This window comes from Ruegeria sp. CDSC021 (assembly GCF_059610845.1).
On the sequence record NZ_JBXWOK010000008.1, the window covers coordinates 151,472 to 176,198 of the forward strand.

General features: G+C 53.6%; 26 protein-coding genes and 1 pseudogene. 13 read left to right on the top strand and 14 right to left on the bottom strand.

The window, feature by feature from the left end:
- Positions 1–2 precede the first annotated feature (2 nt).
- From AC2FGB_RS13750 to AC2FGB_RS13770, 5 genes are all read left to right on the top strand, one after another.
- The gene (locus tag AC2FGB_RS13750; protein ID WP_496690044.1) at positions 3–1,190 is read left to right on the top strand and encodes a 2-aminoethylphosphonate--pyruvate transaminase; all 1,188 of its coding nucleotides are present in this window, start codon (positions 3–5) and stop codon (positions 1,188–1,190) included.
- A gap of 19 nt (positions 1,191–1,209) precedes the next feature.
- On the top strand, positions 1,210–2,454 hold the full coding sequence (gene phnA, locus AC2FGB_RS13755) for a phosphonoacetate hydrolase (RefSeq protein ID WP_271949911.1): 1,245 nt from the start codon (positions 1,210–1,212) through the stop codon (positions 2,452–2,454).
- Between the two features lie 3 nt (positions 2,455–2,457).
- The gene (gene phnY / locus AC2FGB_RS13760; RefSeq protein ID WP_271949908.1) at positions 2,458–3,921 is read left to right on the top strand and encodes a phosphonoacetaldehyde dehydrogenase; all 1,464 of its coding nucleotides are present in this window, start codon (positions 2,458–2,460) and stop codon (positions 3,919–3,921) included.
- 107 nt (positions 3,922–4,028) lie between these two features.
- Positions 4,029–5,381: a (R)-1-hydroxy-2-aminoethylphosphonate ammonia-lyase gene (pbfA, locus tag AC2FGB_RS13765; protein ID WP_281973209.1), complete on the top strand. Its 1,353-nt coding sequence runs from the start codon at positions 4,029–4,031 to the stop codon at positions 5,379–5,381.
- 304 nt (positions 5,382–5,685) lie between these two features.
- Positions 5,686–7,350 (top strand): Na/Pi cotransporter family protein, encoded by a 1,665-nt coding sequence (locus AC2FGB_RS13770; RefSeq protein ID WP_496694035.1) that lies wholly within the window; start codon positions 5,686–5,688, stop codon positions 7,348–7,350.
- Positions 7,351–7,804: 454 nt separating this feature from the next.
- Here AC2FGB_RS13770 and AC2FGB_RS13775 read toward each other — a convergent pair whose 3' ends face one another.
- Positions 7,805–9,373 carry a trimethylamine methyltransferase family protein gene (locus tag AC2FGB_RS13775; RefSeq protein WP_496694036.1) on the bottom strand — a complete coding sequence of 523 codons (1,569 nt, stop codon included), beginning with the start codon at positions 9,371–9,373 and terminating at the stop codon, positions 7,805–7,807.
- Between the two features lie 102 nt (positions 9,374–9,475).
- Here AC2FGB_RS13775 and AC2FGB_RS13780 point away from each other — a divergent pair, with 102 nt between their 5' ends.
- The 3 genes from AC2FGB_RS13780 (at position 9,476) to AC2FGB_RS13790 (ending at position 11,528) form a co-directional block, all read left to right on the top strand.
- Entirely contained in the window at positions 9,476–10,348 is an 873-nt protein-coding gene (locus AC2FGB_RS13780; RefSeq protein WP_496690048.1) for a LysR substrate-binding domain-containing protein, read from the top strand.
- 92 nt (positions 10,349–10,440) lie between these two features.
- Positions 10,441–10,959, top strand: coding sequence for a dihydrofolate reductase family protein (locus AC2FGB_RS13785; RefSeq protein WP_496694037.1), 519 nt, complete (start codon positions 10,441–10,443; stop codon positions 10,957–10,959).
- The gene (locus AC2FGB_RS13790; protein WP_496690050.1) at positions 10,956–11,528 is read left to right on the top strand and encodes a TetR/AcrR family transcriptional regulator; all 573 of its coding nucleotides are present in this window, start codon (positions 10,956–10,958) and stop codon (positions 11,526–11,528) included. Before AC2FGB_RS13785 ends, AC2FGB_RS13790 begins: the two co-directional genes overlap by 4 nt.
- A gap of 252 nt (positions 11,529–11,780) precedes the next feature.
- On the opposite strand, the gene AC2FGB_RS13795 is transcribed toward AC2FGB_RS13790, so the two are convergent.
- The 4 genes from AC2FGB_RS13795 to AC2FGB_RS13810 form a co-directional block, all read right to left on the bottom strand.
- Positions 11,781–12,473 carry an MOSC domain-containing protein gene (locus AC2FGB_RS13795; RefSeq protein WP_281973215.1) on the bottom strand — a complete coding sequence of 231 codons (693 nt, stop codon included), beginning with the start codon at positions 12,471–12,473 and terminating at the stop codon, positions 11,781–11,783.
- Positions 12,470–13,015 carry a MarR family winged helix-turn-helix transcriptional regulator gene (locus AC2FGB_RS13800; RefSeq protein WP_281995484.1) on the bottom strand — a complete coding sequence of 182 codons (546 nt, stop codon included), beginning with the start codon at positions 13,013–13,015 and terminating at the stop codon, positions 12,470–12,472. The genes AC2FGB_RS13795 and AC2FGB_RS13800 overlap by 4 nt, the downstream gene beginning before the upstream one ends.
- Positions 13,016–13,184: 169 nt before the next feature.
- Positions 13,185–14,645: a cbb3-type cytochrome c oxidase subunit I gene (locus AC2FGB_RS13805; protein WP_496694039.1), complete on the bottom strand. Its 1,461-nt coding sequence runs from the start codon at positions 14,643–14,645 to the stop codon at positions 13,185–13,187.
- Positions 14,646–15,155, bottom strand: coding sequence for a cupredoxin domain-containing protein (locus AC2FGB_RS13810; RefSeq protein WP_496694040.1), 510 nt, complete (start codon positions 15,153–15,155; stop codon positions 14,646–14,648). It lies immediately after the preceding gene.
- A gap of 91 nt (positions 15,156–15,246) precedes the next feature.
- Between AC2FGB_RS13810 and AC2FGB_RS13815 the strand changes: the two genes are divergently transcribed.
- Positions 15,247–15,726, top strand: a complete 480-nt coding sequence (locus tag AC2FGB_RS13815; protein ID WP_496791781.1) for an RrF2 family transcriptional regulator — start codon at positions 15,247–15,249, stop codon at positions 15,724–15,726.
- Positions 15,727–15,759: 33 nt separating this feature from the next.
- Here the strand turns inward: AC2FGB_RS13815 and AC2FGB_RS13820 are convergent, their stop codons facing one another.
- The 9 genes from AC2FGB_RS13820 to AC2FGB_RS13860 all read right to left on the bottom strand — a co-directional run bounded on the left by AC2FGB_RS13820 (position 15,760) and on the right by AC2FGB_RS13860 (position 21,986).
- Positions 15,760–15,885 carry a hypothetical protein gene (locus tag AC2FGB_RS13820; protein ID WP_496678063.1) on the bottom strand — a complete coding sequence of 42 codons (126 nt, stop codon included), beginning with the start codon at positions 15,883–15,885 and terminating at the stop codon, positions 15,760–15,762.
- A gap of 25 nt (positions 15,886–15,910) precedes the next feature.
- Positions 15,911–16,783 (bottom strand): cytochrome-c oxidase, cbb3-type subunit III, encoded by an 873-nt coding sequence (gene ccoP, locus AC2FGB_RS13825; RefSeq protein WP_496694041.1) that lies wholly within the window; start codon positions 16,781–16,783, stop codon positions 15,911–15,913.
- Entirely contained in the window at positions 16,774–16,941 is a 168-nt protein-coding gene (locus AC2FGB_RS13830) for a cbb3-type cytochrome c oxidase subunit 3 (protein WP_281973918.1), read from the bottom strand. Before AC2FGB_RS13830 ends, ccoP begins: the two co-directional genes overlap by 10 nt.
- On the bottom strand, positions 16,938–17,669 hold the full coding sequence (gene ccoO, locus AC2FGB_RS13835) for a cytochrome-c oxidase, cbb3-type subunit II (RefSeq protein ID WP_496694042.1): 732 nt from the start codon (positions 17,667–17,669) through the stop codon (positions 16,938–16,940). The genes AC2FGB_RS13830 and ccoO overlap by 4 nt, the downstream gene beginning before the upstream one ends.
- A 6-nt stretch (positions 17,670–17,675) precedes the next feature.
- Positions 17,676–19,295 carry a cytochrome-c oxidase, cbb3-type subunit I gene (gene ccoN / locus AC2FGB_RS13840; RefSeq protein WP_496694043.1) on the bottom strand — a complete coding sequence of 540 codons (1,620 nt, stop codon included), beginning with the start codon at positions 19,293–19,295 and terminating at the stop codon, positions 17,676–17,678.
- Entirely contained in the window at positions 19,285–19,575 is a 291-nt protein-coding gene (locus AC2FGB_RS13845; protein ID WP_496694044.1) for a TehB-like domain-containing protein, read from the bottom strand. Before AC2FGB_RS13845 ends, ccoN begins: the two co-directional genes overlap by 11 nt.
- Positions 19,576–20,316: a DUF2189 domain-containing protein gene (locus tag AC2FGB_RS13850; protein WP_496694045.1), complete on the bottom strand. Its 741-nt coding sequence runs from the start codon at positions 20,314–20,316 to the stop codon at positions 19,576–19,578. It lies immediately after the preceding gene.
- The gene (locus AC2FGB_RS13855; protein WP_496694046.1) at positions 20,313–20,951 is read right to left on the bottom strand and encodes a group III truncated hemoglobin; all 639 of its coding nucleotides are present in this window, start codon (positions 20,949–20,951) and stop codon (positions 20,313–20,315) included. Before AC2FGB_RS13855 ends, AC2FGB_RS13850 begins: the two co-directional genes overlap by 4 nt.
- Positions 20,952–21,032: 81 nt before the next feature.
- Positions 21,033–21,986, bottom strand: a complete 954-nt coding sequence (locus AC2FGB_RS13860; protein WP_496694047.1) for an AraC family transcriptional regulator — start codon at positions 21,984–21,986, stop codon at positions 21,033–21,035.
- 139 nt (positions 21,987–22,125) lie between these two features.
- Between AC2FGB_RS13860 and AC2FGB_RS13865 the strand changes: the two genes are divergently transcribed.
- The 4 genes and pseudogenes from AC2FGB_RS13865 to AC2FGB_RS13880 all read left to right on the top strand — a co-directional run bounded on the left by AC2FGB_RS13865 (position 22,126) and on the right by AC2FGB_RS13880 (position 24,237).
- Positions 22,126–22,650 (top strand): DUF4142 domain-containing protein, encoded by a 525-nt coding sequence (locus tag AC2FGB_RS13865; RefSeq protein WP_496694048.1) that lies wholly within the window; start codon positions 22,126–22,128, stop codon positions 22,648–22,650.
- Positions 22,650–22,997: a cupredoxin domain-containing protein gene (locus AC2FGB_RS13870; protein WP_496690060.1), complete on the top strand. Its 348-nt coding sequence runs from the start codon at positions 22,650–22,652 to the stop codon at positions 22,995–22,997. The genes AC2FGB_RS13865 and AC2FGB_RS13870 overlap by 1 nt, the downstream gene beginning before the upstream one ends.
- Before the next feature lie 66 nt (positions 22,998–23,063).
- Positions 23,064–23,174 (top strand): annotated as a pseudogene (locus AC2FGB_RS13875) (integrase); the annotation flags it as partial.
- 271 nt (positions 23,175–23,445) lie between these two features.
- Positions 23,446–24,237, top strand: coding sequence for an inositol monophosphatase family protein (locus tag AC2FGB_RS13880; RefSeq protein ID WP_496690061.1), 792 nt, complete (start codon positions 23,446–23,448; stop codon positions 24,235–24,237).
- Positions 24,238–24,727: the final 490 nt, after the last annotated feature.

Genomic DNA, 24,727 nt, shown 5'->3' on the forward strand with positions numbered 1-24,727 from the left:
TTATGACGTCTTCTTTTCCTCAAATTGAACAACCGCGTCTCGGCGAGCCCTATCTACTAACTCCTGGCCCCTTGACCACGTCATACGCCGTGAAAGAAGCCATGTTGAGGGATTGGGGAAGCTGGGATGATGACTTTCGGGGTATGACCCAGGAGTTACGCTCCAGTCTTTTGGCATTGCTTGGCGAGGGCGCCGATGAGTTTGACTGCGTACCGATGCAGGGGAGCGGATCGTTTTCAGTAGAGGCGATGCTGGCTTCGTTCATTCCGCGCGATGGCAAGGCATTGGTGCTGGCCAATGGCGCTTACGGTCAACGCTCGGCGCAAACGCTCGAGTATCTGGAACGCGATCATGTTGTCTTGGACAAGGGCGACTATCTGCCGCCGCGTGGTTCAGAAGTTGCCGAGATTCTGGCGAATGATTCCACGATCACCCATGTCGTTGCTATCCACTGCGAAACAAGCTCGGGCATTCTGAATCCGATAGAGGAAATATCGGAGGCGGTTTACGCCGCTGGTCGCAAGCTTCTTGTCGACTCAATGTCAGCCTTTGGTGCGATCGAGTTGAAGCCTACGGAAGTCCGCTATGAGGCAATGGTTTCGTCCGCCAACAAGTGTATTGAGGGTGTTCCGGGGTTTGGGTTCATAATCGCGCGCAAGAACGAGCTTGAGGATGCCAAGGGCAACAGTCATTCGCTGTCTCTGGACGTTCACGCGCAGTGGGCGCATATGAACAAAACCGGTCAATGGCGATTTACGCCGCCCACCCATGTGGTTGCCGCTTTCATCGAAGCCCTCAGGGCACATGCGGCTGAGGGCGGCGTTTCCGGTCGCGGAGCCCGATACACCAGCAACAGGGATGTTGTGGTCGCCGGCATGCGTGAGCTGGGTTTCGAAACTCTGCTCGACAATCGCTGGCTGAGCCCAATCATCGTAACATTCTTCTGCCCGGCCGATGATAACTTTGTCTTTGATCAGTTCTACAATCTGATGAAAGAAAAAGGGTTCATCATTTACCCGGGCAAGTTGACCGTCGTCGACAGCTTCCGCGTTGGGTGCATCGGTCAGATGGACGACAAGGTTATGCGGAAAGTTGTAATTGCCGCCAAGGAAACTTTGGAAAAAATGGGGGTGTCGAGTGCCACACCTCCTCTCCAAGCTTTAGAAGAACGCGCCAAACTGGCCGCTTAAGGATCAAGGAACAAACCAAATGACCATCCACACCCCTGTTGAAGCCAACGAGCGTGTCTACCCGATGCCCAAAGTGCCCGCCATTGCCATCTGCCTTGACGGCTGTGAGCCAGAATACCTGGACAAAGCTATTGCTGACGGTCTGATGCCGACTCTCAAGCGAATGCGCGAAACCGGCACTGACCGGCTGGCCCATTCGGTGATCCCGTCGTTTACCAACCCTAACAACCTCAGCATTGCGACTGGCCGTCCGCCTATCGTGCACGGCATCTGTGGAAACTATCTGATTGATCCGGACAGTGGTGAAGAAGTGATGATGAACGATGTGCGCTTTTTGCGTGCACCGACCGTGTTCAAGCAGTTCTATGACGCTGGCGCCAAGGTGGCCATAGTCACTGCGAAGGACAAGCTGCGCGCGTTGTTGGGGGCGGGTCTAAAGTTCGACGACGACCGGGCCAAATGCTTCTCTGCGGAAAAGTCCGACACGTCGACCCAGGCTGAGCATGGTCAGGAGAAAGCAAGCGCATGGTTGGGCATGGCCCAACCCGAGGTCTATTCGGCAGAGTTGTCCGAGTTTGTCTTTGCTGCGGGTGTCAAATTGCTGAAAGAGTGGAAACCAGATGTGATGTATCTGACCACCACCGACTACGTGCAGCACAAATACGCACCCGATCAAGCCGAGGCCAAGGCATTCTATGAGATGTTTGACAAATATCTGACCGAACTGGACGCCATGGGCGCTGCCATCGTGGTCACCGCCGACCACGGCATGAAGCCCAAGCACCACGCCGATGGCTCGCCCAGCGTGGTATATGTGCAGGATCTGGTGGATGAATGGCTGGGCAAGGACGCGGCCCGTGTCATCTTGCCGATCACGGACCCCTATGTGGTGCACCACGGCGCACTCGGGTCGTTTGCCACCTGCTATCTGCCCGAAGACGCGGATCGCAACGACATCATCGGCAAACTGAAAGCTACACCCGGCATCACCCACGTGTTGACCAAGGAAGAAGCGATCAAGCGTTTTGAACTGCCCGGTGACCGCATTGGTGATATCGTGATGGTCTCGGGTGAAAACATCTGTATCGGTACCTCTGAAGACCGCCACGATCTGGCCGCTCTCAACGAGCCGCTGCGCAGCCACGGTGGACTGACCGAGCAGGAAGTTCCATTCATCGTAAACCGGGTTATCGACTTGGGGACTGCGCCCGAGTTGCGCAATTTTGATGCGTTTTTCTATGCAACTACAGCGGCGGCGCAGTAATCCATGAAAGATCAAACCATGTCTAAAATCGAAATCCGCAATGAAGGAATGCGCATCGGGGGCGAGATCGTCTTTACCGACGAAACGGTGCCGGTTCTGTACCCATACACAAACGAGATTGTCGGGCATGTACCCGCCGGCAAGGCAGAACATGCGCGCAAAGCGTTCGAAGTCGCGGCGAATTACACTCCAAAGCTCACACGGTATGAGCGCAGCCAGATCCTGCAGCGTGCGGGCGAGTTGATTGGTGAACGTCGTGAATACCTTGCCAAATGGCTGACGTTGGAACTGGGTATCTGTCACCAGCATGCGATTTATGAGACCAAGCGTGCGCAAGATGTCTATCAGTTCGCCGCCGCTGAGGCGATGAAGGATGATGGCGAGATCTTTTCATGCGACCTGACCCATAATGGCAAAGATCGAAAAATATTCACCATGCGCGAGCCGGTGAATGCGATTTCGGCAATCACACCATTCAATCATCCACTTAACATGGTCAGCCACAAGATCGCGCCATCAATCGCGACCAACAACTGCATGGTGTGTAAGCCGACGGAACTGACGCCGCTGACGGCGCTGACATTAGCTGACATCCTCTACGACGCGGGTCTACCACCCGAGATGTTCCAAGTGGTTACCGGCTGGCCAGGTGACATTGGCGACGAGATGATCACCAATGAAAACATCGACATCATCACATTCACCGGCGGCGTGCCGGTGGGTAAGATGATCGCCGAAAAAGGTGTTTACAAGCGGCAAGCTCTGGAACTGGGGGGCAATGACCCTCTGATCGTTTTGAACGATCTTTCTGACGCGGACCTTGAGAAGGCCGCGACCATTGCTGTGGCAGGCGCCACCGGCAATTCGGGTCAGCGCTGCACTGCGATCAAACGTATTCTGGTGCAAGAAAGCGTGGCCGACAAGTTTGTGCCATTGGTTCTGGAAAAGGCGAAGAAGATCAAGTTCGGCGACCCACAAGACCCCGAGACCGAACTGGGCTGTGTCATCCATGACAAGGCAGCTGAACTGTTCGAAAAACGCGTTTACATGGCCGAGGCCGACGGCGCAGAAATCCTCTATCATCCGGGCCGTCAGGGTGCACTACTGCCGCCCATCGTGGTCGATAAGGTCCCCCATGACAGCGAGCTGGTGATGGAAGAAACCTTTGGCCCCATTGTGCCCATCGTTCGGGTTCCGGACAATGACGACGAGGTGATGCGTATTTCGAACGGTACCGAATTCGGCCTCAGCTCAGGCGTCTGTACGAACGACTTGAACCGTGCGATTGCCTTTATCAACGGTCTGAACGTGGGCACCTGCAACATTTGGGAACAACCCGGATACCGTATCGAAATGTCCCCCTTCGGAGGCATCAAGGACAGCGGTAATGGGGTTAAAGAAGGTGTCATCGAGGCAATGAAGTTTTTTACTAACGTAAAAACTTACTCGCTGCCCTGGCCACGCTAGTTTTTGTGCCCCGTCCCGACCCGGGTCGGGGCACCACAAGTTCCTCCCTGGTACTGGCGGACTTTGCGAGGTCCGCATTTTTTCACAAGCGGCGTTGAGGAAAAAGCATGTCACAAATCGTCCACACGGAAGGCGAATCCAATACTTCCAGCGCGCGAAAAGCATGGATGAAGGAATCTATAGGGCCTAAATCTTCACCCTTGCTGAAACGCGACGCTAACGCGTTTCTCCACCAGTCACTGTCCTCGCCATGCGTTAGCACCATTGCCAAAGCTGAGGGGATTTGGGTCGAAGACCTAGACGGCCGCCGTTACATGGATTTCCATGGCAATTCAGTGCATCATATCGGTTACGGACATCCCCGTTTGATCACCGCGATCAAGGCGCAACTGGATGACCTGTCTTTCGCACCCCGTCGCTTCACTAATGATCCCGCGGTTGAATTGGCCGAAAAGCTCGCCGAAATCGCGCCAGACGACCTTGGGAAAATGCTGTTTACGACCGGCGGCTCTGATGCAAACGAGGTCGCTCTCAAGATAGCGCGCGCTGCCACCGGTCGGTTCAAAACAATTAGCTTCTGGGATGCCTTCCACGGTGCCGGTTTTGGCGCCGCAAGCGTCGGCGGCGAGGCGACATTTCGCAGCCATATAGCCGGCCCGCTTCTCCCGGGTGCAGAGCACGTGGCACCTTTTGCCTGTTACCGATGCCCGTACAATCACGCCGGCCCAGATACCTGTGGGTTGGCTTGTGCAAAAATGGTCGAGTTCGTTCTAGAACGCGAGGGAGACGTAGCTGCGGTCATCGCTGAGCCTATGCGCGCGGTGCCTTATGTGCCGCCACCGGGCTTCTGGAAAGCTGTGCGGGAGGCGTGTAATCGTCACGGGGCTCTCTTGATCATGGACGAGATTCCCACGGGGCTTGGAAAGACCGGCAAGATGTTTGCCTTTGAGCATGACGAGATTATCCCTGACATCGTCACCTTGGGTAAGGCACTTGGCGGAGGCATCCTGCCGATTGCAGCTTGTATCGCGCGAACCAAACTGGACGTCTGCGGAGACTTTGCCATTGGACATTATACACACGAAAAAAACCCGGTGACTGCACGCGCCGCGCTTACCACAATACAAATCATCGAAGATGAGGGGTTGGTTGACCGGGCGGCTGAGTTGGGCGAGCACGCTATGGATCGTCTGATGGGTGAGCTTCAGAATATCCCGATCGTCGGTGACATTCGCGGCCGTGGTCTGATGTTTGGTGTCGAAATTGTCGATGACCGTGCCGACAAGACACCTGGAAATGCACGAGCCGAGCGGATCTATTATGCTTGTTTGGAAGCTGGCCTAAGCTACAAAATCAGTCAGGGGTGCGTGCTTACATTGTCACCGCCGCTAACGATCACGCGCAAGGATCTCGACTGTGCAATCGACATTGTTGTCAACGCGATTAAGGACGAATGTTAATCTTTGTGGCCATACCTTTAGAGCAAAACACGCCGTTGCTCTCTCTGCTTCCAGGAAAACAGTGGTCAATGGACGTGGAGATCAATTCTCAATTATGGCGCCAAGGGCCACTGCCTACCACCAAGAAAGTGAATGCGTTTTCCCGGTGGAACAGGCGCGTCCGATTTTTTTCAGCAAACTCGGGCGCTGAGCGTTTTATCGAAATTACTCGTCCGCAAAATCACCGGGTCGGTCTCCGGTCGTTGGTTGGCAGGATTGCAGCGCACCCTGTTATTCCAAGCAAACCGTGGGAGTGAGGTAGAGCATGGCGATAGTCAGCTTTTTAATCAGCCTTGCTGGCGCGACGATGTTGCTGCTTTTTGCAGTTCGAATGGTACGCACTGGAATTGAGCGCAGCTATGGAGCGTCGTTCCAGCGCGTTTTGACGCGACAGCACAGTTACCTGCAGGCCTCACTTGTGGGTCTGATGATGGCGGTTGTACTGCAAAGTTCGGCGGCAGTGGCGCTGTTGACCTCTGGGTTTGCTGCCAGTGGAATGTTGAGTTTTCCTGCCGGTCTGGCGATTGTGCTCGGAGGCGATCTAGGTTCAGCACTGATCATCCAGATTCTTACGTTCCGGTTGGACTGGCTTATTCCAATGCTGCTGGCGATTGGAGGCTATCTATTCGTCAAGACCGAAGCCAAAAAAGCCCGACAACTAGGGCGCATTCTGATGGGCGTTGCCTTTATCCTGATCTCACTTCGGTTCCTTCGTGAGGCGATGGACCCAATTCGGGACAGTGCATTTTTACCCGCAGTCGCGGATTACTTGTCGCGCGACTATATCACTGCATTTCTTGTCGGGAGTGCCTTAGCCTTCGTCATGCATTCCTCGGTTGCGGCCATCCTTATGTGTGTGACACTTGTGCAAATTGGAGCGATCCCATTTGCCGCCGGAATGTCTTTGGTTTTTGGTGCGAACTTTGGCTCGGCCTTCATTCCGGTATGGCTAACCCGAGGAATGCCAGTGACTGCCCGACGAATACCCTATGCAAATTTGGCGCTGCGAGGCAGTTGGGCGTTGGCTAGTTTGTTTGCAGCAAATTTTGCCCTACGAACCGGGCTTTTGGGCGACCCGCAAGGGGGGCAAATGCTAGTCAACGTGCATCTTGCTTTCAACCTGTCGCTTTTGGTTTTAGCCCTTCCGTTTTGTGGACACTGGCAGAACTTGCTCGAAAGGCTCTTGCCAGACCAGCAGAAAGTACAGAAGTCGCAACCCGCACAACCGGTCAGCGCATTGGACATGGAAGACGTGGCAAATCCCAATCAGGCCTTGCCGAGCCTCAAGCGTGAGCTGCTGCGGATGAGCGATCTTCTCGAAACCATGTTCCGTCCTGCTCTTGAACTTTACCGCAGCGGAGACAAAGAACAGATCCGGTCAGTTCAGGCCATTGACGAGGACGTAAACCGGTGCCTCTCGGGTATTCGAGCCTTCGTCGCCGCGATACCCCCTGAGCTATATGAAAAACACGATGCTAAAACCGCGCGCGACCTTATGGAGTTTGCGATCAGGCTTGAAACGGCGGGTGACGTTGTTGCCAAACGCCTGACTGTATTGGCCGGTGAAATGCGGGCCAAAGGCTCAAGCTTTTCGCAAGATGGCTGGTCCGAACTTGTTCAGATGCATGAAGGTATTCTTGCAAACATGAAACTGGCATCAAATGTACTTGTTTCAGACGATCTGGAAAGCGCCCGGCTTCTCAGCCTTGAGAAAACCGAAATCAAACGCGTGGAACGTGAAAGCCGCAAGCGTCACCTGCGCCGGTTGCAGCATGGAACAACGGAAAGCTTCGAAACCAGTGATATTCATCTAGAGACATTGCGGGCTTTCCGGGAGTTCAACAGTCATATTGCATCGATTGCTTACCCGGTCCTATACCAGAACGGTCAACTTCTCGAGACACGATTGATCAACGAAATTGCTGAATAGGCCCGAGCCGGTCTCAATGCGAAGACAAGAAAAGAGCGAGAACAAAGGCAACTGGAAACACCGAAGTGAGTTCGTTCTCGAAATCAAATTTTGAAATTGTTCAGTGTCTTCCAAAACCTGAGCCCAGCACTGCGCAGTGCACAAGGGTCTAAGTAACCGGATTGAAGGATCCCACCAATCAACCCGAAAACGTGAAAAGATCATCGGTCCCGACAAGTCACTCTGGCAGACTCAGAGATTTCTGGTTGCCCATGACCAGTTCACCATCAGCTCCCGTCTCCCCGCTATCAACTTACTTCAGCTTTATACCACCATGCCCGATCAGATGCCTTCCAGTTTTGGATCAGCTATGCCCGCGAAATGTCCTCCTGACGACATAGGCGCCGACGTTCTTCAATCTTGCTCAAGCAAGTTGGCAATCCCGGCAGAGTTCTTAGGTATTGGGTATTCCGTTCTAGTACCATTCATCCGGCATTCGCGCTTTGCGTTCTGACACGAAGTCTTCAAGCGCAGCTTGTATGCCGGGTTTCATTTCAGGACGCTGGTAATCGTTCAACATCTGATGCCACCGCGCGGTGGCGCGTTGATCTGACGTGAGAGCACCATTTTCAGACCAGGTCTCGAATGGCCCTGCGTCAGAAATTTGTGGCTCATAATTTGCTGCCGCATAGTGGCGCAGCGTGTGTTTGGTCGACAGGAAATTTTCGCCCGGGCCCGTTTCAAAATAGGCATCACGGCCAAATGCCTCCTCATTCGTTTGGAAGCCCTGCAGCAGTTTCAGCATCGCGCCACAGTGGTCGAGATCCATGATGAATTTCTCGTAGGACATCACAAGCCCACCTTCGAGCCAGCCTGCCGCATGCCAGACCTGATGGGCTCCGGACAAAAGCGTGGACCACATGGCACCGGTGCTGTCCTGCATCGCTTGCCCATCTGGCGCATTTGAGGCGGTGATCTGTCCGCCACCGGACCGCACAGGCACGCCAAGCCTTCGTCCCAATTGTGTAAGTGCCATCGTGGTCATGTTCGCCTCGGGCGATCCAAAGGTTAGAGCGCCCGTGCGCAAGTTCATTGTGGAGTGGAACGAGCCGAAGACCACCGGACAACCGGGGCGCACCAGTTGCGCAAGCGCAATGCCAACCATCGCTTCTGCCAGAGTTTGCGCCGCTACCGCCGCCGGCGAAAGCGGCCCCATGGCACCCGCGAAAATCGCTGGGGAGACGCAGACACATTGGCCTGCCTCCGCATAGATACGCAGAGCCGACGACATGGTATCATCATAAACCAGCGGCGAATTGACGTTGATATTTGCCTGCATCACCGCGTGACACTTCATGAAGCCGCGCCCAAAGACTAAGCGTGCCATCTCGATACTATCCCGCGCACGCTCGGGTGCTGTGACAGATCCCATAAATGGTTTGGTCGACAGCGTCAGATGCGCCCGCATCATGTCCAGATGTCGTTTGTTCACCGGTATATCTGTCGGCTCGACAACCGTGCCGCCGGAATGGTGCAGGGCAGCCGCACTGTAGGCCAGTTTGACGAAATTGCGGAAATCCTTCAGCGTCGAATATCGTCGGCCCGTCACCAGATCGCTGACAAAGGGAGAGCCGTATCCCGGCATCAGCACAACGTTGTCACCGCCAAGTGTCACCGTTCTGACCGGGTCTCGGCCATGCAACTGAAATTCACTTGGGGCCGTAGCGCAAAGCGCACGGACATGACCCGATTCAAACCGCACGCGATCGCCATCGATGCGGGCACCCGTTTGGGCGAAGTGATCCAGTGCCGTTCGATCCCCCCGAAACTCGACGCCAATATTGCTTAGAATCCAATCGGCTTGATCTTCGATCCGGGTCAGGGCCGTTTCACTTAGTAGATTGTATGCAGGTATCCTGCGACCTGTGAACGGTGTGTTCTCAGGAGGGGCAATACTACGGGCCAAGCGGCGCCTGCGCGCGCGGCCGCGGTGCCCCGCCGGTGTCGGTGTTTTTGCTTTTGCGTTCAACAAGTCCAACTTCATTTCATCGCTCCACGAGCTTGAATGCGGTTGTCGACCTTAAAAACATGTTTGAAAATCGAAAAAAACTACTCTTAGCGTTTAGAAAATTTGTACACTAAGAATATGAGTACCCGATTTCATCACCATGACTTACTCAGGCTATTTGCCGAGATTGCTCGTTATTCCAGCTTCTCGACGGCAGCATCGGCGCTCAACATGACAAAGGGCGCCATCAGCTATCAGATCAAAACGCTTGAAGCCGATCTTGGGGTGATCCTGTTCCAGCGCACATCGCGTGGTGTCACACTCACTGGTGAAGGATTAAAACTGCTCGCGATCTGCCAGACCCGATATGAAGAAATCGAAGCTGAAATTTATGCATTAAAGGGGATTTCAACGCGTTCTCTAACCGTTGGGGTCTCGACCTATTTCGCTGCGCGCTGGCTGTCGCCACGCCTGATGTCATTCATGCAAAGCCACCCGGACGTACAGATTCGCATTCAACCGATGATCGAGTTTTCAGAAGCTGAGATGCAGGATGTGGATCTTGCAATCAGGTGGGGTAACGGGAATTGGATCGGCGGCACCGTTACTCCATTCATGCCCATGCCGCCCTATCCTGTGGGTGACCGGGCGGCAGCTGACCTAGTGATAGAGTTAGGAATGAAAGAGGCAATATCGCATCTTACGCTGCTGAGAGATCGTGATGACAGCAACGCCTGGTCTGATTGGCTGAACGTCGCAAAGCTTCCCCGACAATCAAGGAGAGATGCGCTAATCGTTCCTGACCCAAATGTCCGGGCGCAAGCAGTCATCGACGGACAGGGAATAGCTTTGATGGATGATCTGGTTCGGGACGATCTAAATGCTGAAAGACTGTTTCGGTTGTCGGAAACCGATCTGCCCGACTATGGGTATTTTTTGGTTCAACCGCATAGCTCCGCTCCAACCGGCGCAGTACAGTCCTTCTCGGACTGGATTCTGGGTCAATCGTAGCAGTCATTCCCCTTGAGTATCCTCAGAGCCGTTATTATACAGCATATAAATAAATCACAGGGACCCAGAAGATGCCGACAGGACATATCATGATGGCAATGAGCCTAGACGGTTTTGTCGCAAGGCCAGATCACAGGCTGGATTGGTTGGAAAAGCAACCCACTGCCGACGAAGATCACGGGTTCGCCGCGTTTCAGAGTAGCGTCGACGTGATCGTGATGGGGTCCGGATCGTACCGGACAGTTCTGGGATTTGGGGAGTGGCCTTACACGAAACCGGTGGTGGTTCTCAGTCGCTCAATGAAACCCTCAGGCATTCCAGATGAACTGCGCGATAGAGTTGAAGTTTCAGACAAAACACCCACTGATTTGATGGAGGATTTTGGCGCGCGTGGTTACAATCGAGTTTATGTGGATGGCGGTGCAATCATCCAATCCTTCCTCAAAGCCGGGCTGATTGAGGACATGCAGATTACCTTGGTTCCCATTCTGATCGGTGAAGGCATTCGGATCTTTGGTAAAACAGAAGGTGACGTTGATCTGGAATTGGTTTCGTTTAGCAGCTTTTCCTCCGGTCTGGTAGATCTCGATTACAGACTGAAAACCAGGTGACGAAAGCTTCTCCACCAGGGCGACCGTCAAAGGCTGCACAGCGCCTTTCGAAGCAAGTGATCCTGCAGGCCGCATTGCCGATTGCCCAAAGCAAAGGTGTTGATGCGCTATCGTTTCGCATACTTGCCGATCAGCTTGACGTCACTCCGATGGCCGTGACCTATCACGCAGGTAGCAAGAAGCAACTATTGTCCGATCTGGTGGAACTTGCCTTTGCAGGCGTCTTGGATGGAGTGAATGGTGGCAACCCGGTCAAACGCGCACGCTGCATTATGGCGACTTACTATGGTTGCGCTTTGAAGAACGCCAATCTACTCCGTGCAATCCTAGACGATGTAACGCTCATGAGCGCGGACCTCATGAACGTGGCCGAGGAATTAAAAGTCAGCACGGACCAACTCGAAAACAGCGATGGCGGTGATGTTCTTGTTCACGTGCTGATCGACTATGCACATGGGTTTGTGCTCTCAGCCTCGAGCGGAGAAGACAGCCCCCTGACAATAGACGATTTTCTGCGTGGGGTTGACTGGATTCTTGCTCAAGCGGCGGGTGACCTCGCCGCGACGTGATATGAGAAACATGCCCATCAGAGGGTGTCCTCAAGCAATGAGCAGTTTGCGTCATTCAATTCTGACCCTAACGTCAAGTAGTTCTGCCCCAAGGCTACTAACTTTCATCGAAGCTAAGGCTTATGTCTCAATTGAGTTCGGTTTGCCAAAGGATTGATATTTGGCGGCTGGCTGCTTTCGTATTCTCGATTGTTTTCGGTTCGAGGAAGGTGCGTTATCGCCAACCACGGCTTAAATGCTTCATAGAATGCCTCAGGCACCTAGTCTCGCCGATGTATCCTCTATGGCGTTGCCTTCCGCCATTCGGCAGAACGCTTGTCGCCAACTTTGAGCCAGTTCTTTCATCTGAGACAACACCTCGGCATCTTCTGGCAGAATGCGACGAGTCAACCTTGCACGTGTGACGGCCAATACAGACCAATTGGGATTTAACCTTTCAACCAAGGTAATCCGATCACCGGAACCAACTTCGCCAGGTTCGAGCACACGATAGTACCATCCGGTTCGGCCCGTCTTCTGAAACTGGTAAGGCATTTCCTTGTGCCCCGTATGTAGCCCGAGTTTCCAGCACGGTTGCCGCCCCTGACTGATTTGAACAACCGCCGTACCCAGTGACAGGATGTCGCCAATGCAGAGGTTTTCCTCGGTCAGCCCCGTTGTTGAAATGTTCTCACCGAACGCCACTGGCAGTGTGCCGGGTGCTATTAGGCCCTCTGCTTGCCAAGCCGAGTAGTGATCAAAAGCATAATGATGGATGGCTTTGTCTTCGCCTCCATGCACGGTCAAATCTGCCTGTGCATCCTCGGAAAATCCGAGCGAGGTAATCAACTGCCGCCCGTCCACCCTGTCTTTTTGAATGGCCGATGGAGGTTTGCCTTCCCAACAATCTTTGACCGCTCCGACAAATATGCCGTCGATGTTCGCCGATAAATCAAAATGGTTCATCTGGCTTCCTCGTGCTCGATACAGATCTTGTCTTTTTCACCGACGTCCAATGATACACCCAACAGTTTGCAGAAACCGTTTTCCGTCGTGGTATCATGGTATGTGCAGGATTTGCATTGGCCGAATGATCGGCCTCCATTTGCGGCCAGAGCCAGACTGAGGCTTTGCATCAGACCCTGTTCAAGCATGACTTGGTTTTCTACGGGCATATCTCCAATTGCCTGTGCAACAGGGTTCGGCTGACGTACAATTTTGACCCCTTCCTTGGTCAGGTCATAAGAGATCGACCGTTGATCAAGCTCTTTGCGATGCTCTTCTACATAGCCCTTGCGCGTCAAAGCCTTGAGCGTTTGTGACATCGTTCCACGGGTTGTTCCGATATACTCTGCAACTTGCGACGGCGAGCGCGAAAACATGTTCGCCTCTGCGAGGTACTCGAGCGCCATCCTCTGAGTCGGGTTCAAATCTCCCGCCCATCCTTCGGAAGCATCAATACGGGCCAAACGGTTGATTAGCGTGCGTATGCGGTGGTCTGTGTTCATAACACTTTTAGTAGCGAGTCGAAATTATAGTTGCAATGCATTTCTCGCTATAGTAGCGACTCGATATTATTTGATTGGAGACACTCATGAAACTCTCAATGCTCACTTCCACTTTGGCGCTGGTCATCGGAGGCACGGCTCTTGCAGATGGGAAGAGCGCGGACCATCATCAGCTGTCACTCCGCCCAAGACGCAGCACAAAGCGCAGAACAAAGAGCAACGTTCCCAACACAACAAGCACGCTGAACAAAGTGCCAATGCGGTCATGGGTCAGCCATTCTTCGTAGTGCACCGCCCAACGGCGGGGAATCGAAGCCGCGCCAGAGAACAGAAACACTGTCACAAACCCTGCGGCACCCGCGAGGTAGGTCACAAAGGCGACACGGTCCAACCCGCTCATCTGGGCGATCGTTTTGCCACGTACCAGCCAGGCCATGAAACCAAAGGCCATCGCCACCTCGCCCAGCAGCAGGTAGGTATGGAAATGCCCCGGGACCCACATAGTGTTGTGCATCACCTTGTTCACGCTGATCATTCCATCGATCGACGCGGGGATTGAGCCAACCGCCCAGCCTGCCACGGACAGAACCAGCAGCGAGGACGTCAGATCCCAGGTCATTTTTGAGCCGCGCACGTAGAGGAATGTGGAAAACGCCGTGACCGCGATAAGGGGAATGCCGCTGAAGTACGAAACCAGTTGCCCGATCACCAGCATCCAAGGTGGCATGACAACATCTTGCAGCAGATGGTGCCAGTAAACAGCCATCACGAATATCAGTACGGCATTCCAGGCTATCGCAAACAGTCGGTTCGATTTCCAAGGCTTGCCGGTGTATTCCGGCAGGATTTCATAAACCGCAGTCACCGCCATATAGATCGAGGCATTGATGAAAACGTGGCCAAAGAAATAGATCAGGTTCTTGGCCAGCAGCGCATATACTTCAAATCCCGGTACCAGCAGATGGACAAGGCTTGCCACCAAAACCGCTGCGCCCAGGATGATCCCGATCGAATTGAATATGGTCACCGCCGCCGCTGCAACGATGGTTGGTGGTGGAGGATTGTCGTCCTCACGTCCGAGGATCAGATTCCAACCTAGCGCCCGGACAAGATTGCCATAGCGGGCATGGATCTGTCGGCCAAGCTCGAGGTAGTAAAGCAGAAAACCAATGCCAATTGAAACATAACCCAGCATAAAAGTTGCAGCTGCACCCGCTTCCCACGCTCCGCCGGACATCGCGGGCAACGGAAACAGGAATGTCCATGCGCCTCCATATCCGCCAATAAAGATCGAGCCTAGGATCAGGACAACACCCAACAGGAACAGGGCAAGGAAAGCCCAGAAAATTGCAGCTGTCAGGACAATGTGACGTCCGCAAAAATACCACATGATCGCGGCGCCAGACAGCGCCGCTGTACCGACCATTCCGGCACCATGGGCCGTCAGGAGCTGATAGAACAATGCCGGATCCACTTCGATCCATTGACCCTGCGCGGCGCGCATGATCAAGCCAAAGACCATCATCAAGGCAAAGACCGCGCCAGAAAGGATCATGGTCAGCTTAACTGCCCCGACCTGGGGTTCAGTGGCGTTTGATTTTTCCACGACAAGTTCAGATACAGCGCTCATTTATTCCTCCACCGTGACGACTTCGAATTCGTTGACCATGTCCTGATGTGCCACTCCGCAGAACTCCATGCACAGGATTTGGTAGGAGCCTGGATCATCGAACGTATACGTGACTTCGGTTGTGTAGCCCGGGATCACCTGGACCTGCGTCAGAAGGCGAAGGTCTGAGGTGTAAATGCCCAATCCGTGGGTAACGTCTTCGGTCGTGGCGCTAAAATTTATGGGTATTCCAGCGGGGATCTCGACGGTGTCGATATCCCACCACCACTGTCCGCTGGTGATAGAGACGGTCAAGGCGTCGTCTGTGCTGGCTACGGCATGCGGCCACGGTCGCAATGTGCCAACCGCAACAATTACGCCGACAATCGTCATTGCCCAGATCAAGCCCGAACGTTTCGAGTTGGCCTTGGGTCCGGGTTCCGGCCCATCAAAAGCCCGCACGGCCAACCAGAAGACAAGTGACAGCACTGCCATCAGGATCAGCGAGATCAATAACACAACGGGCTGCATGAGCTATTCCCTATATTAGGTATTCTAAATGCCTATTATAAAGGTAAGAAAAAGATGTCAATAAAATAGGCATTTTCAAAGCCTATTTTTTATGGGAAGAATAACTATGCAAATTACCAAGTTCTCCGACTATGCCCTGCGCATCCTGATCCATCTTGCCACCCACGAAGAAGGGTTGATGTCGACGCGTGAAATCGCGGCTATGCAAAACTTGCCCTTTAATCACCTAGCCAAGATCTCGCAGTGGCTTACACACGAGGGCTATGTAGAATCCATGCGTGGGCGCAACGGTGGCATGCGTATGGCCCTACCTCCCAATGCGATATCGATTGGCGGCCTACTACGAAAATCCGAACGCGGCACACCTTTGGTGGAATGCATGAAGGAAGACGGCGGCTGTTGCGTAATGACGCCCGCTTGTGGATTGTTGCCAATTCTGAACGAAGCTCAGGAGGCGTTTTTTGCTGCCTTGGACACCAAGACTTTACAGGACGTATTGGAAGGAAACCGTGGCATGAAAAACCTGATCCGAGCGTTGGAAGTCAGTCATGCGCTGGCATCAAGCGATTAATGCGCAAACTGTAGTCCTATAATAATTTGATTGTTACTTGGCCGCGCCAGGCACAGCCTTTACAATCGCCTGTCCTTCCCATGCCTCGAAAGCCACGGAAAGGTGCCATGCCTTGAACCCGATGTAGCCGACCAGAAGGGCCAGTATCATCAGATACATTGCCCTTCGGAATCGTGGATTTTCTTCAACTTGGTGCATCTTCTGCATTCCACAGTAGATACAACGTGAGCATTCGAATCTGGGCGTCGCTCAGACGTCCTTCCCACGCAGGCATCACACCTTGCCGACCGTGATAAATGCTATGGTAAATCTCATCCCGGTCGCCTCCATAGATCCAGCGTTCATCACCCAGATCGGGCGCGCCGATTTCATAGCCCCCGCGCCCGTCATCGCCATGACAGGCCGCACAGTTTTCTTCGAAGATCAATCTACCGGCGCCAGCCGCCGTCGCATCATGCTGCTTTCCAGAGAGGGCCAAGACAAATTCTGTAACCTCTTCAACCTGCTGCTTTTCGATCATACCGTCTGCGCCAAACGCCATCATCTGTGCAATCCGTGTATCGTCATGCTGCGCATTGATCCCATAGCGTATGGTCGCCTCAACCTCTTCCGGTGCGCCTGACCACAGCCAATGTCCGTCTACCAGATTGGGAAAACCAGGCTGCCCTTTCAGATCATTCCGGTGACAAGCGGCACAATTGTCAGCGTAAAGCTTGGAAATCGACGCGCTATACCTTGCCTCCAGTGTTGGGTCTGCGGCCAGTTCTTCGAGATCCTGTGACGCAAAAGGCGCAAATGTCATTTCACGATCAGCATTCGCTTGCTGAAGTTCTGCAACAACCTCTGATCGGGATGAATACCCCAACAGCCCTTTTGCATAGTCGCGCGCACCTGGGAAGGATGGGTAGAACACCCAAAACAGTGCTGCGATGATGATACTGATCCACAAAGCCCATCGGGCTGCCCAGGGAACAGGTGTGTCCAACTCTTTGATACCGTCCCACTCGTGGCCGGTCAGATCAGTACCGGAAACCGGATCCTTTTCCTTTAGCGCCACGGCTGATCCTCCTGATGGTCCAGCGGAGATTGCGCAGCGTCATCGTAGACTTTTCGCCGTGAGGGCCAGTAGGTCCAGACAACTGCGGCAAGGAAGACGACCAGCAGGTAGATTGCACCCCAGGTCTTGGAGAAGACAAGAACGGTATCATGTGTCATCGATTAATCTCCTCGTGATCTACCGAATCCAGATCGGCCAATGTGCCAAGAACCTGCAGATAGGCCACAAGGGCATCCATTTCCGTCAACTCACTCGGGTGCCCGTCGTAATCCCTGACCTGAACGTTTTCACCGTAACTTTCTTGCAGTTCACCTTCATAATATTGCTCGGCATCTGCTTGCCATGCAGCATCCTTTTCCGCATTTTCGATCTGAGCATCTGTGTAAGGCACCCCGGCGCGGCTAAGGGCTCTTAAAGAGGCAGGCAGGTGGCCTGTTTCCAGCCGCGCGTTAGACAAAAACGCATAACCAGGCATGATCGAGCTTTCCACCAGCTCTCGCGGCGCTTCCAGATGCGCCACATGCCATGCGTCAGAGTATTTACCGCCAACTCGCGCCAAGTCCGGCCCTGTACGTTTCGAGCCCCATTGGAACGGATGGTCATATATGCTTTCGGCGGCCAGGCTGTAGTGCCCATAGCGTTCGATATCCGACCGTAGGGTGCGGATCATTTGACTGTGGCAGGCATAGCAGCCCTCGCGCACATAGATATCGCGCCCGGCCAGTTCCAGCGGAGTGTAGGGCCGCATGCCGTCGACTTCTTCCACCGTGTTTTCGATGGTGAACAAAGGGGCGATTTCAACAATGCCACCGATTGATGCAACCAGCAGGATGGCCATGGCAAAGCCAAGTGAGTGGCGTTCGAGCTTTTGGTGTTGTGTACTCATGGGCTGCTACTCCGCCGGCTGGACCAAAGGTCCGGATTGCCTGGTCTCGGTTTGCCGCGGCCCACTGACCGTCATGTAGATGTTGTATGCACCGATGCACGCTCCGATCAGATACAGCAGCCCCCCGATCGCACGGGCGACATAGTAAGGATGCATTGCGATCACACTGTCGAGGAAGGAATAAAGAAACGCACCATCCGCATCATAGGTCTGCCACATCAGCGATTGTGTGATGCCACTGTTCCACATAGCGCCGACGTAAATCAGCGTCCCGCTCAGGGCGAGCCAGAAGTGCCATGCCTCCAGCCGCAATGAATACACGCCATCTCGTTTCCAAATCCAGGGCACCATTTTATACATGGCACCAAAGGTGATGAAGGCGACCCAGCCCAACGCCCCCGCATGTACATGGCCGACGGTCCAATCCGTGTAGTGGCTCAGCGAATTGACCGGACGGATTGCCATGAACGACCCTTCGAATGTCGACAGTCCGTAGAACAGAATCGCGACCATCATAAACCGGACCGCCGGATCCGTCCGGACCTTATCCCAAGCCCCGTTGATCGTAAGGATGCCGTTGAACACAGAGGCCCAGCTGGGGACCAGCAGGATGATCGACATGGTCATGCCAAGGTACTGAACCCAGTCCGGTAGTGCCGTGTAGTGAAGGTGATGTGAACCAGCCCAGAGATACAGGAAGGTGATCCCCCAGAAGCCAACAATTGACATTCGGTAAGAGTAGATCGGCCGGTTCACAGCTTTGGGCAAGAAGTAATACAGCATCCCTAGGAACCCGGCGGTCAGCAGGAAGCCAACAGCATTGTGCCCATACCACCATTGCGTCATTGCATCCTGTGTGCCGGAAAACAGCGAGTAGCTTTTGGGATAGGCGATGGAAACCGGAACCGAGAGGTTGTTCACCGTATGCAGCATCGCGATGACGACGATGAAGGCCAGGTAGTACCAGTTAGCCACATAGATATGCGGTTCGGCTCGGCGAGAGAGCGTCTTTAGGTACAGACCAAGATAACCAACCCAGACGATCAGCAAAACCAGATCCATATACCATTCCGGTTCGGCATATTCCTTGGATTGGGTGATCCCCAAGGGGTAGCCGGTCGCCGCAAGGACCATGAACAGATTGTACCCCCAGAACACCATCCAGGGCAGCGATTCACTGGCCAATCTGGCGCGCGAGGTACGTTGGACCACATAAAACGATGTCGCGATTAACGCGTTGCCGCCAAAACCAAAAATCACGGCAGATGTATGAACCGGGCGCAACCGGCCGAAGTTCGACCAGAACATATCACCGTTCAGTGCTGGAAACGCCAACTGCCAGGCGAGGATATCGCCAACCGTGAACCCTATGATTGCCCAAATCAGCGCGGCGATGACACCAAACCGAATGACCTTGTCATTGTATTCTAAAGGGATATCCTTTGGAGCCTCGCTCAAACGGTTGATCATCCACATCAACCCCCAACCAGCGGCTATTGCGATCAACCAACCGTGCAGCACGTAGGCGGTAGGAACCCCCCAACCAAGTATGGCTATGCCACCGACAAAGATCAAAGCAAGGGCACACAGGACGGCAGCATCCTCAAGAAAACTCTCACGCAGCATCGGGCGCCTCCTGCCGGTGGAAGCGTACTTCAAACTCGACTTCGCCAATCGGATTCACCGAATGAGTTTCCTGTGGTGCGAACACAGCAGTATCCCCAACGCCCAGAACTAGGTCATCCTTGTCATCCCGGCACAGTAGAAGCTGCCCATGTTGCACAGCCAATTGACCCCAGACACCCGCTTTGGTGCTGTGATCTTTGCGCAGCTTTTCTGGCAATGTCTCATTCGTGAACCGCGAGGTCGCATAGTGCACCACGCCTTTTGGAAGCGCTTCGGTCATTTATGCATCTCCATGAAAAAGCTCGGCATAAGCATGCCAGGTCGCGTACCCGAGCAATGGGAACACCACGACCAAACCCAGTAGCCCGGATAGTATTCCAACCAAAGTCAAAAGAGTGATGATGGCTCCCCAGCACAAGCAAAGCTTGAAGTTGTGAGTGGTGGCGTTGAAGCTGAGCCCCATGGCCGAGTAGCCATCGATCTTGCGGTCGATCAGCATTGGCAATGAAAACGCTGACACCGCAAACCCTAATGCCGCAAACAGCCCGCCAACGAATGATCCTGCGATCAACAGCGCCCATCCTGATGGCGTAGTAATCAGCAAAAGCAGCGTATCTGCGAAGCTTGAGAATGGGCGCAGCCCGTAGACTATGGCGAACATAACTGTGGCCGCGCGAATCCAGATTAGGGCAAAAACCATCAGTATGACGCCCACCAAAGTAATCTGACCCGTGGCCGCTCTGAGCCCTGTTTTACCGCTTGCTACGGAATAAAGACCAATCGTTGCAAGTGGTCCGACCAAAACGCCGCCAGCTAGCAAAGGCAACAAAACCCAACCAAGATCGTTGAGCATCAGGGCCGCAACGCAAATCCACCCCAGAACTACGAGTGAACCACCGTAAAGCAAGGAATATCCCAGGTTGCGTTTCACGTCGCCCCAGCCCGCCTGCAGCCAACGTTTGACAACGCGTGCGGGAGGATCAGAGATGACCTGAGCTTTGGTATAGACAGAGACCGTCATGACAACACCGGCGGAGCGTCAGCCTCTCGACGAAAGTTCTCAATTCCGAATGACAAGCCCTTACCGATCCTCCTGGCCAAATGTGAGAACGCTTCGGCGGTTGCAGGTTTAAGGGCTTTTTTTGCGGTGTCTTCGAACAGGTCGAGCCACAGGCGAAAATGTTCTGGCAGGATTTCAGAGTTCGCCAGGTGAACCTGCATAGGGTTACCCGAATAGCCTGTCTCTCGTAGAATGGCGCCGCGCCAAAAGGCTGCGATCTTTTCTTCGTGTTCCGGCCAATCTTCGATTGCCCTGTCAAATACCGGCCCCAGATCAGGATGCACTCTGATGCGCGCATAGAACCGGTTGACCAAAGTCGCGATTTCATCCGCTGTGATGTCAAACATATGTGGCCGAATTGGCATGGTACGAGTCATCGGATCTACCTTAACGATACGCCTCACTATCTGTGTGCTATAATAGGCATTGTCAATACCTATTATAACGTGAATGGTGTGATCAACATCAAGGGGAAAGGCGCGTGGGTCTATCTTTACCCAGCCGTCGACAACCACGGCAAAACGCTCGACGGAATAGAAGTGGTGCACATAATCCGCAAAGGGCAAATCACGCCCGGTGTCTGTCCGTTTCGGCAATTTACGGAGCTGGCGGCTTAGTCCGCCGGTACAAAGATATCACTGTGGCAAGTTAAAACTTCGCAACAGATCCCGTCCGGTTTATTGCGCCGATGATAATGTGATCTGCCGACGGAAGCCGGCAGGTGAGAGGCCAATTTCCCTCTTGAAAACGCGTGCAAAAGCAGAATCCGATGCGTATCCAGCGCGTTCTGCCGCATCCGAAACAGAACTTGATGGGTCAGTAAGACAGCGTTTCGCGATCTCCAGCCGCCAAGCTGTTACGTATTGCATTGGCGACATCGCCATCTTTTTCTGAAACTGAACCGCAAAGTTTGTTCGTGACATGCCTGCAATGCGCGCCATTGTTTCTATCGTCCAGGATGCGCTTGGATCCTTGTGAAACGCGTCAAGAGCCCGAGCCAGATGGTGATCAGAGAATCCGTTCAAGCCCCACCTCGAGGATTCGTCACTTTCCACAAACGAACGTATTGCCTGCGCAAGAATGGCTTCTGACATCTTCAAAGCAATGAGATCGCCACCGAGGCGAAGACCCCCGGCCTCATCTCCGATCATGCGCAGTGTCGCCTCCATCCATTTTCCAGCGGATTCCCCGTAATTCCTTAGGTGAATGATCGGTGGAAGGCGTTCCAACAGTATGTGTTTTGCATGAGGGTCGAATGAAAAATGGCCGCAGATAAGTTGCGTGTCACGTTCATCGCCGTCGCCGCCGTAAACCAGAACCCCAGTTCCAGTGTATCCCGACCGCTCGATTACCGTGTCCAGCGGCAAAACTGCATCTCTTGTTTCAGCCGCGCAGTACAACTTGTGTGACGCGCCATGCGGAACAATCAACAGATCGCCCTGCTCCAGCGCCACCACTTTTTCATATCCTTCAACTTCGATCAGGCAATTGCCCCTATGAGCAAAATGAAATCGGGCGACGTTATTGAACTTGGGAACTTCAATCCCCCAAGGGGTGGTCAACGAAGTTCGAAAATAGAGCGCGCCTTGAACAGACAGTTTCGTAAGGATATCGCTAAGCAAATCAAGCATGCATTTTCATGGCAGTATTTGGCGTTTTTGTACAGTATCTTGAACGATCTGCACAGAAAATCGAACGTTCCCGCATGTATCTCACTTCCCGGGTCGGATTACTCCTATTGCCATCGTAACACTCAGTGGAGTCTCCAAAATGAAGAAACTGATTTCCCCATTTGCTGTGGCACTTGCCATGACTGGCGCTCAAGCCTCTGCGCAAGACGTCGCCGAGATGAGCGATCTCGAATACGCTCACATTGCCTATACGGCCGACAACATCGACATTCGGTATGCCTATCTGGCGCTGGCTTTGTCGTCGAACCCCGGCATCCATGAATTCGCAAACACAATGATCCGCGACCATACTGCCGTGAACGAAGCGGCCTTGGGCTTGCTCGACAAACTGGGCGCGTCAGCGCAGGACAACGCGTTCAGCCAGACGCTGAATGCCAATGCCGAAGAGATCATCGATGGCTTCGTCAAGCTGCGTGGCGCAGAGTTTGATGCCGCTTATGCAGCCAATGAATTGGCCTATCATCAGGCGGTGAATGATCTGGTGGAGAACACAATGATCCCCAATATCGACAATGCCGAGGTGAAGGCCCTGTTCGAGCAGGGTCTTGAAATCTTTAAAGCCCATGAAGGTCACGCCGAAATGATGGTCGAGGCGCTTCAGTGATGGGAAAAACTCAGTCACGCCGTTGCGTGATGGTTGGAGCGGTCGCATCGGCGGCCGCTCTCGCTTTAACCCGAACGCGGGCCCGAGCCGCAGAACCCGTAATCCATGAAGTCAGGATCAAGGCATTCGCATTCACGCCAAAGCTTCTGAACGTGTCTGTTGGTGACACCATTCTATGGACGAATGAGGATCTGGCGCCACATACCGCGACAGCCGATGACTTCGGGTGGGACACTGGGGAGATGGTAAACGGTGTCAGCGCCAAAGTTGAGGTTACCAAAGGTATGGAAACAAAATATTTCTGTGCGTTTCATCCACATATGAAGGGAACAATTGTGATTATGTGATTTGGCTCATTGGATCGACTGAACGAAAGCGGACTATGATGCAGGTCGCAGGATATGGAATTTGGGCTTCGCGCCTTCCAGCTTCTGTTGGGGCACACAAAGATGGACAGCACGGTCACGTATCTTGGTGTTGAACTTGAAGATGCCTTGGCTATCTCCGAAGCCATTGAAATATAATATCTCTGGGCCGCTCTCGCAGGCAGCCCGAAGCGGACCGTCATCGCAACTTCAAGTGCTGCGATGCAGCGTTCTCAAAATCCGGCAATGGTCACGAGCAATAGGCGACTTCACTGCACGGAAGTGAATGAGTGCTTTGATTGGCATATTCTTTCGACAGAAACTCGGGCGACTCGAAGAAAGTGGATTTCTGTCTGGCAAACACTGTTTTGTGTTCTGACACCCCATCCACTAGGGATGGTTTTGCATTTAGCAGGAAGTGAGCCGACCTATGCATAACATCATTGCACGAAGAAACTTCGCCGTTGCGGTAGCAGAAGAGGCAGGCGCGCTTGCACTAGAGTATTTTGCTTCCAGAGATACCTTGGTCATTGATCAAAAAGGCGCGCAAGACTGGGTCAGCGAGGCGGATCGCAACGTCGAGACCTTCATTCGCCAAAAGATTGTGAACTCTTTTCCCGATGATGGGATTTATGGCGAAGAACACGCGGAAAAAGCTGGCTCCAGCGGTTTTGACTGGGTGATCGATCCGATTGATGGGACAACGAACTTCGTCAATGGCATTCCGGCCTGGACGATTGTCTTAGCGTGCGTTTCGGACAGTCAGACGCAGGTCGGTGTGATTTTCGAGCCAAACGTTGGTGAAACTTACGTGGCGGTCCGAGGCGAAGGTGCCACTTTGAATGGACACGCCATGCAGGTTGCCTCAAGCGTGGAGCTGGCAAGTGGAACCGTCTCAATAGGTTATTCGAACCGGGTCGAGGCATCAAAAGTCATACCGGTGATTGCGGCCCTTATCGAACGTGGCGCTCTCTATCATCGCAATGCAAGCGGTGCGCTTTCGCTGGCCTATGTCGCGGCGGGACGTCTATTGGGGTACACTGAAGAGCACATGAACGCCTGGGATTGCCTCGCCGGTCAGTTGATGATTGCCGAAGCAGGTGGCGAGATCGAGGATCAAGACGCCGACGGGATGATCCGGGACGGTGGTCGCGTAATCGCTGGCACACCGGCCGTGTTCGGGACCTTGAAAATGATCTGCGACGACGCTTGGAACGAATGACGTCCTTCAGGCAATCGGGCTCGACCCGAATTCAGGTTGAAGAGTTTTAATATCCGCACGCCAGAAGTGGCCCAGACCAGGTTGAACAATCCGACGATCGATTTTCTGCCCTGCAAGATGGCACCAAAGCAGTGTTCCGACCGCGCCTTGGGTTACAATGGCCAAGTCTTTTCCGTCTTGGTTTATGACGATTGACAGGACTGTTCGAACGATACGCAGTTGCGCGGCATGGGCTGTTTCCCAACTGCAGAAGCTGGACATAGGTGCCTTGAAAAAGGTGTCAGCGGCGGACCTTGAATATCGAGGGAGGAAGGAACCCGGTAGTGTTTCGGTCGTTCTCACTCAATCCAGGCTCGGAATTCGCGACCAGCCCCAAAGGCTTTGCAAGGATAGCGTCTGTATCGGACGCTTTTCGCTCGGTACTGGACCAGATATCTGTCACGCTAGACATGGTCTTACTTTGTGAAAATGTGTCGGCTCGGGCGCGGCC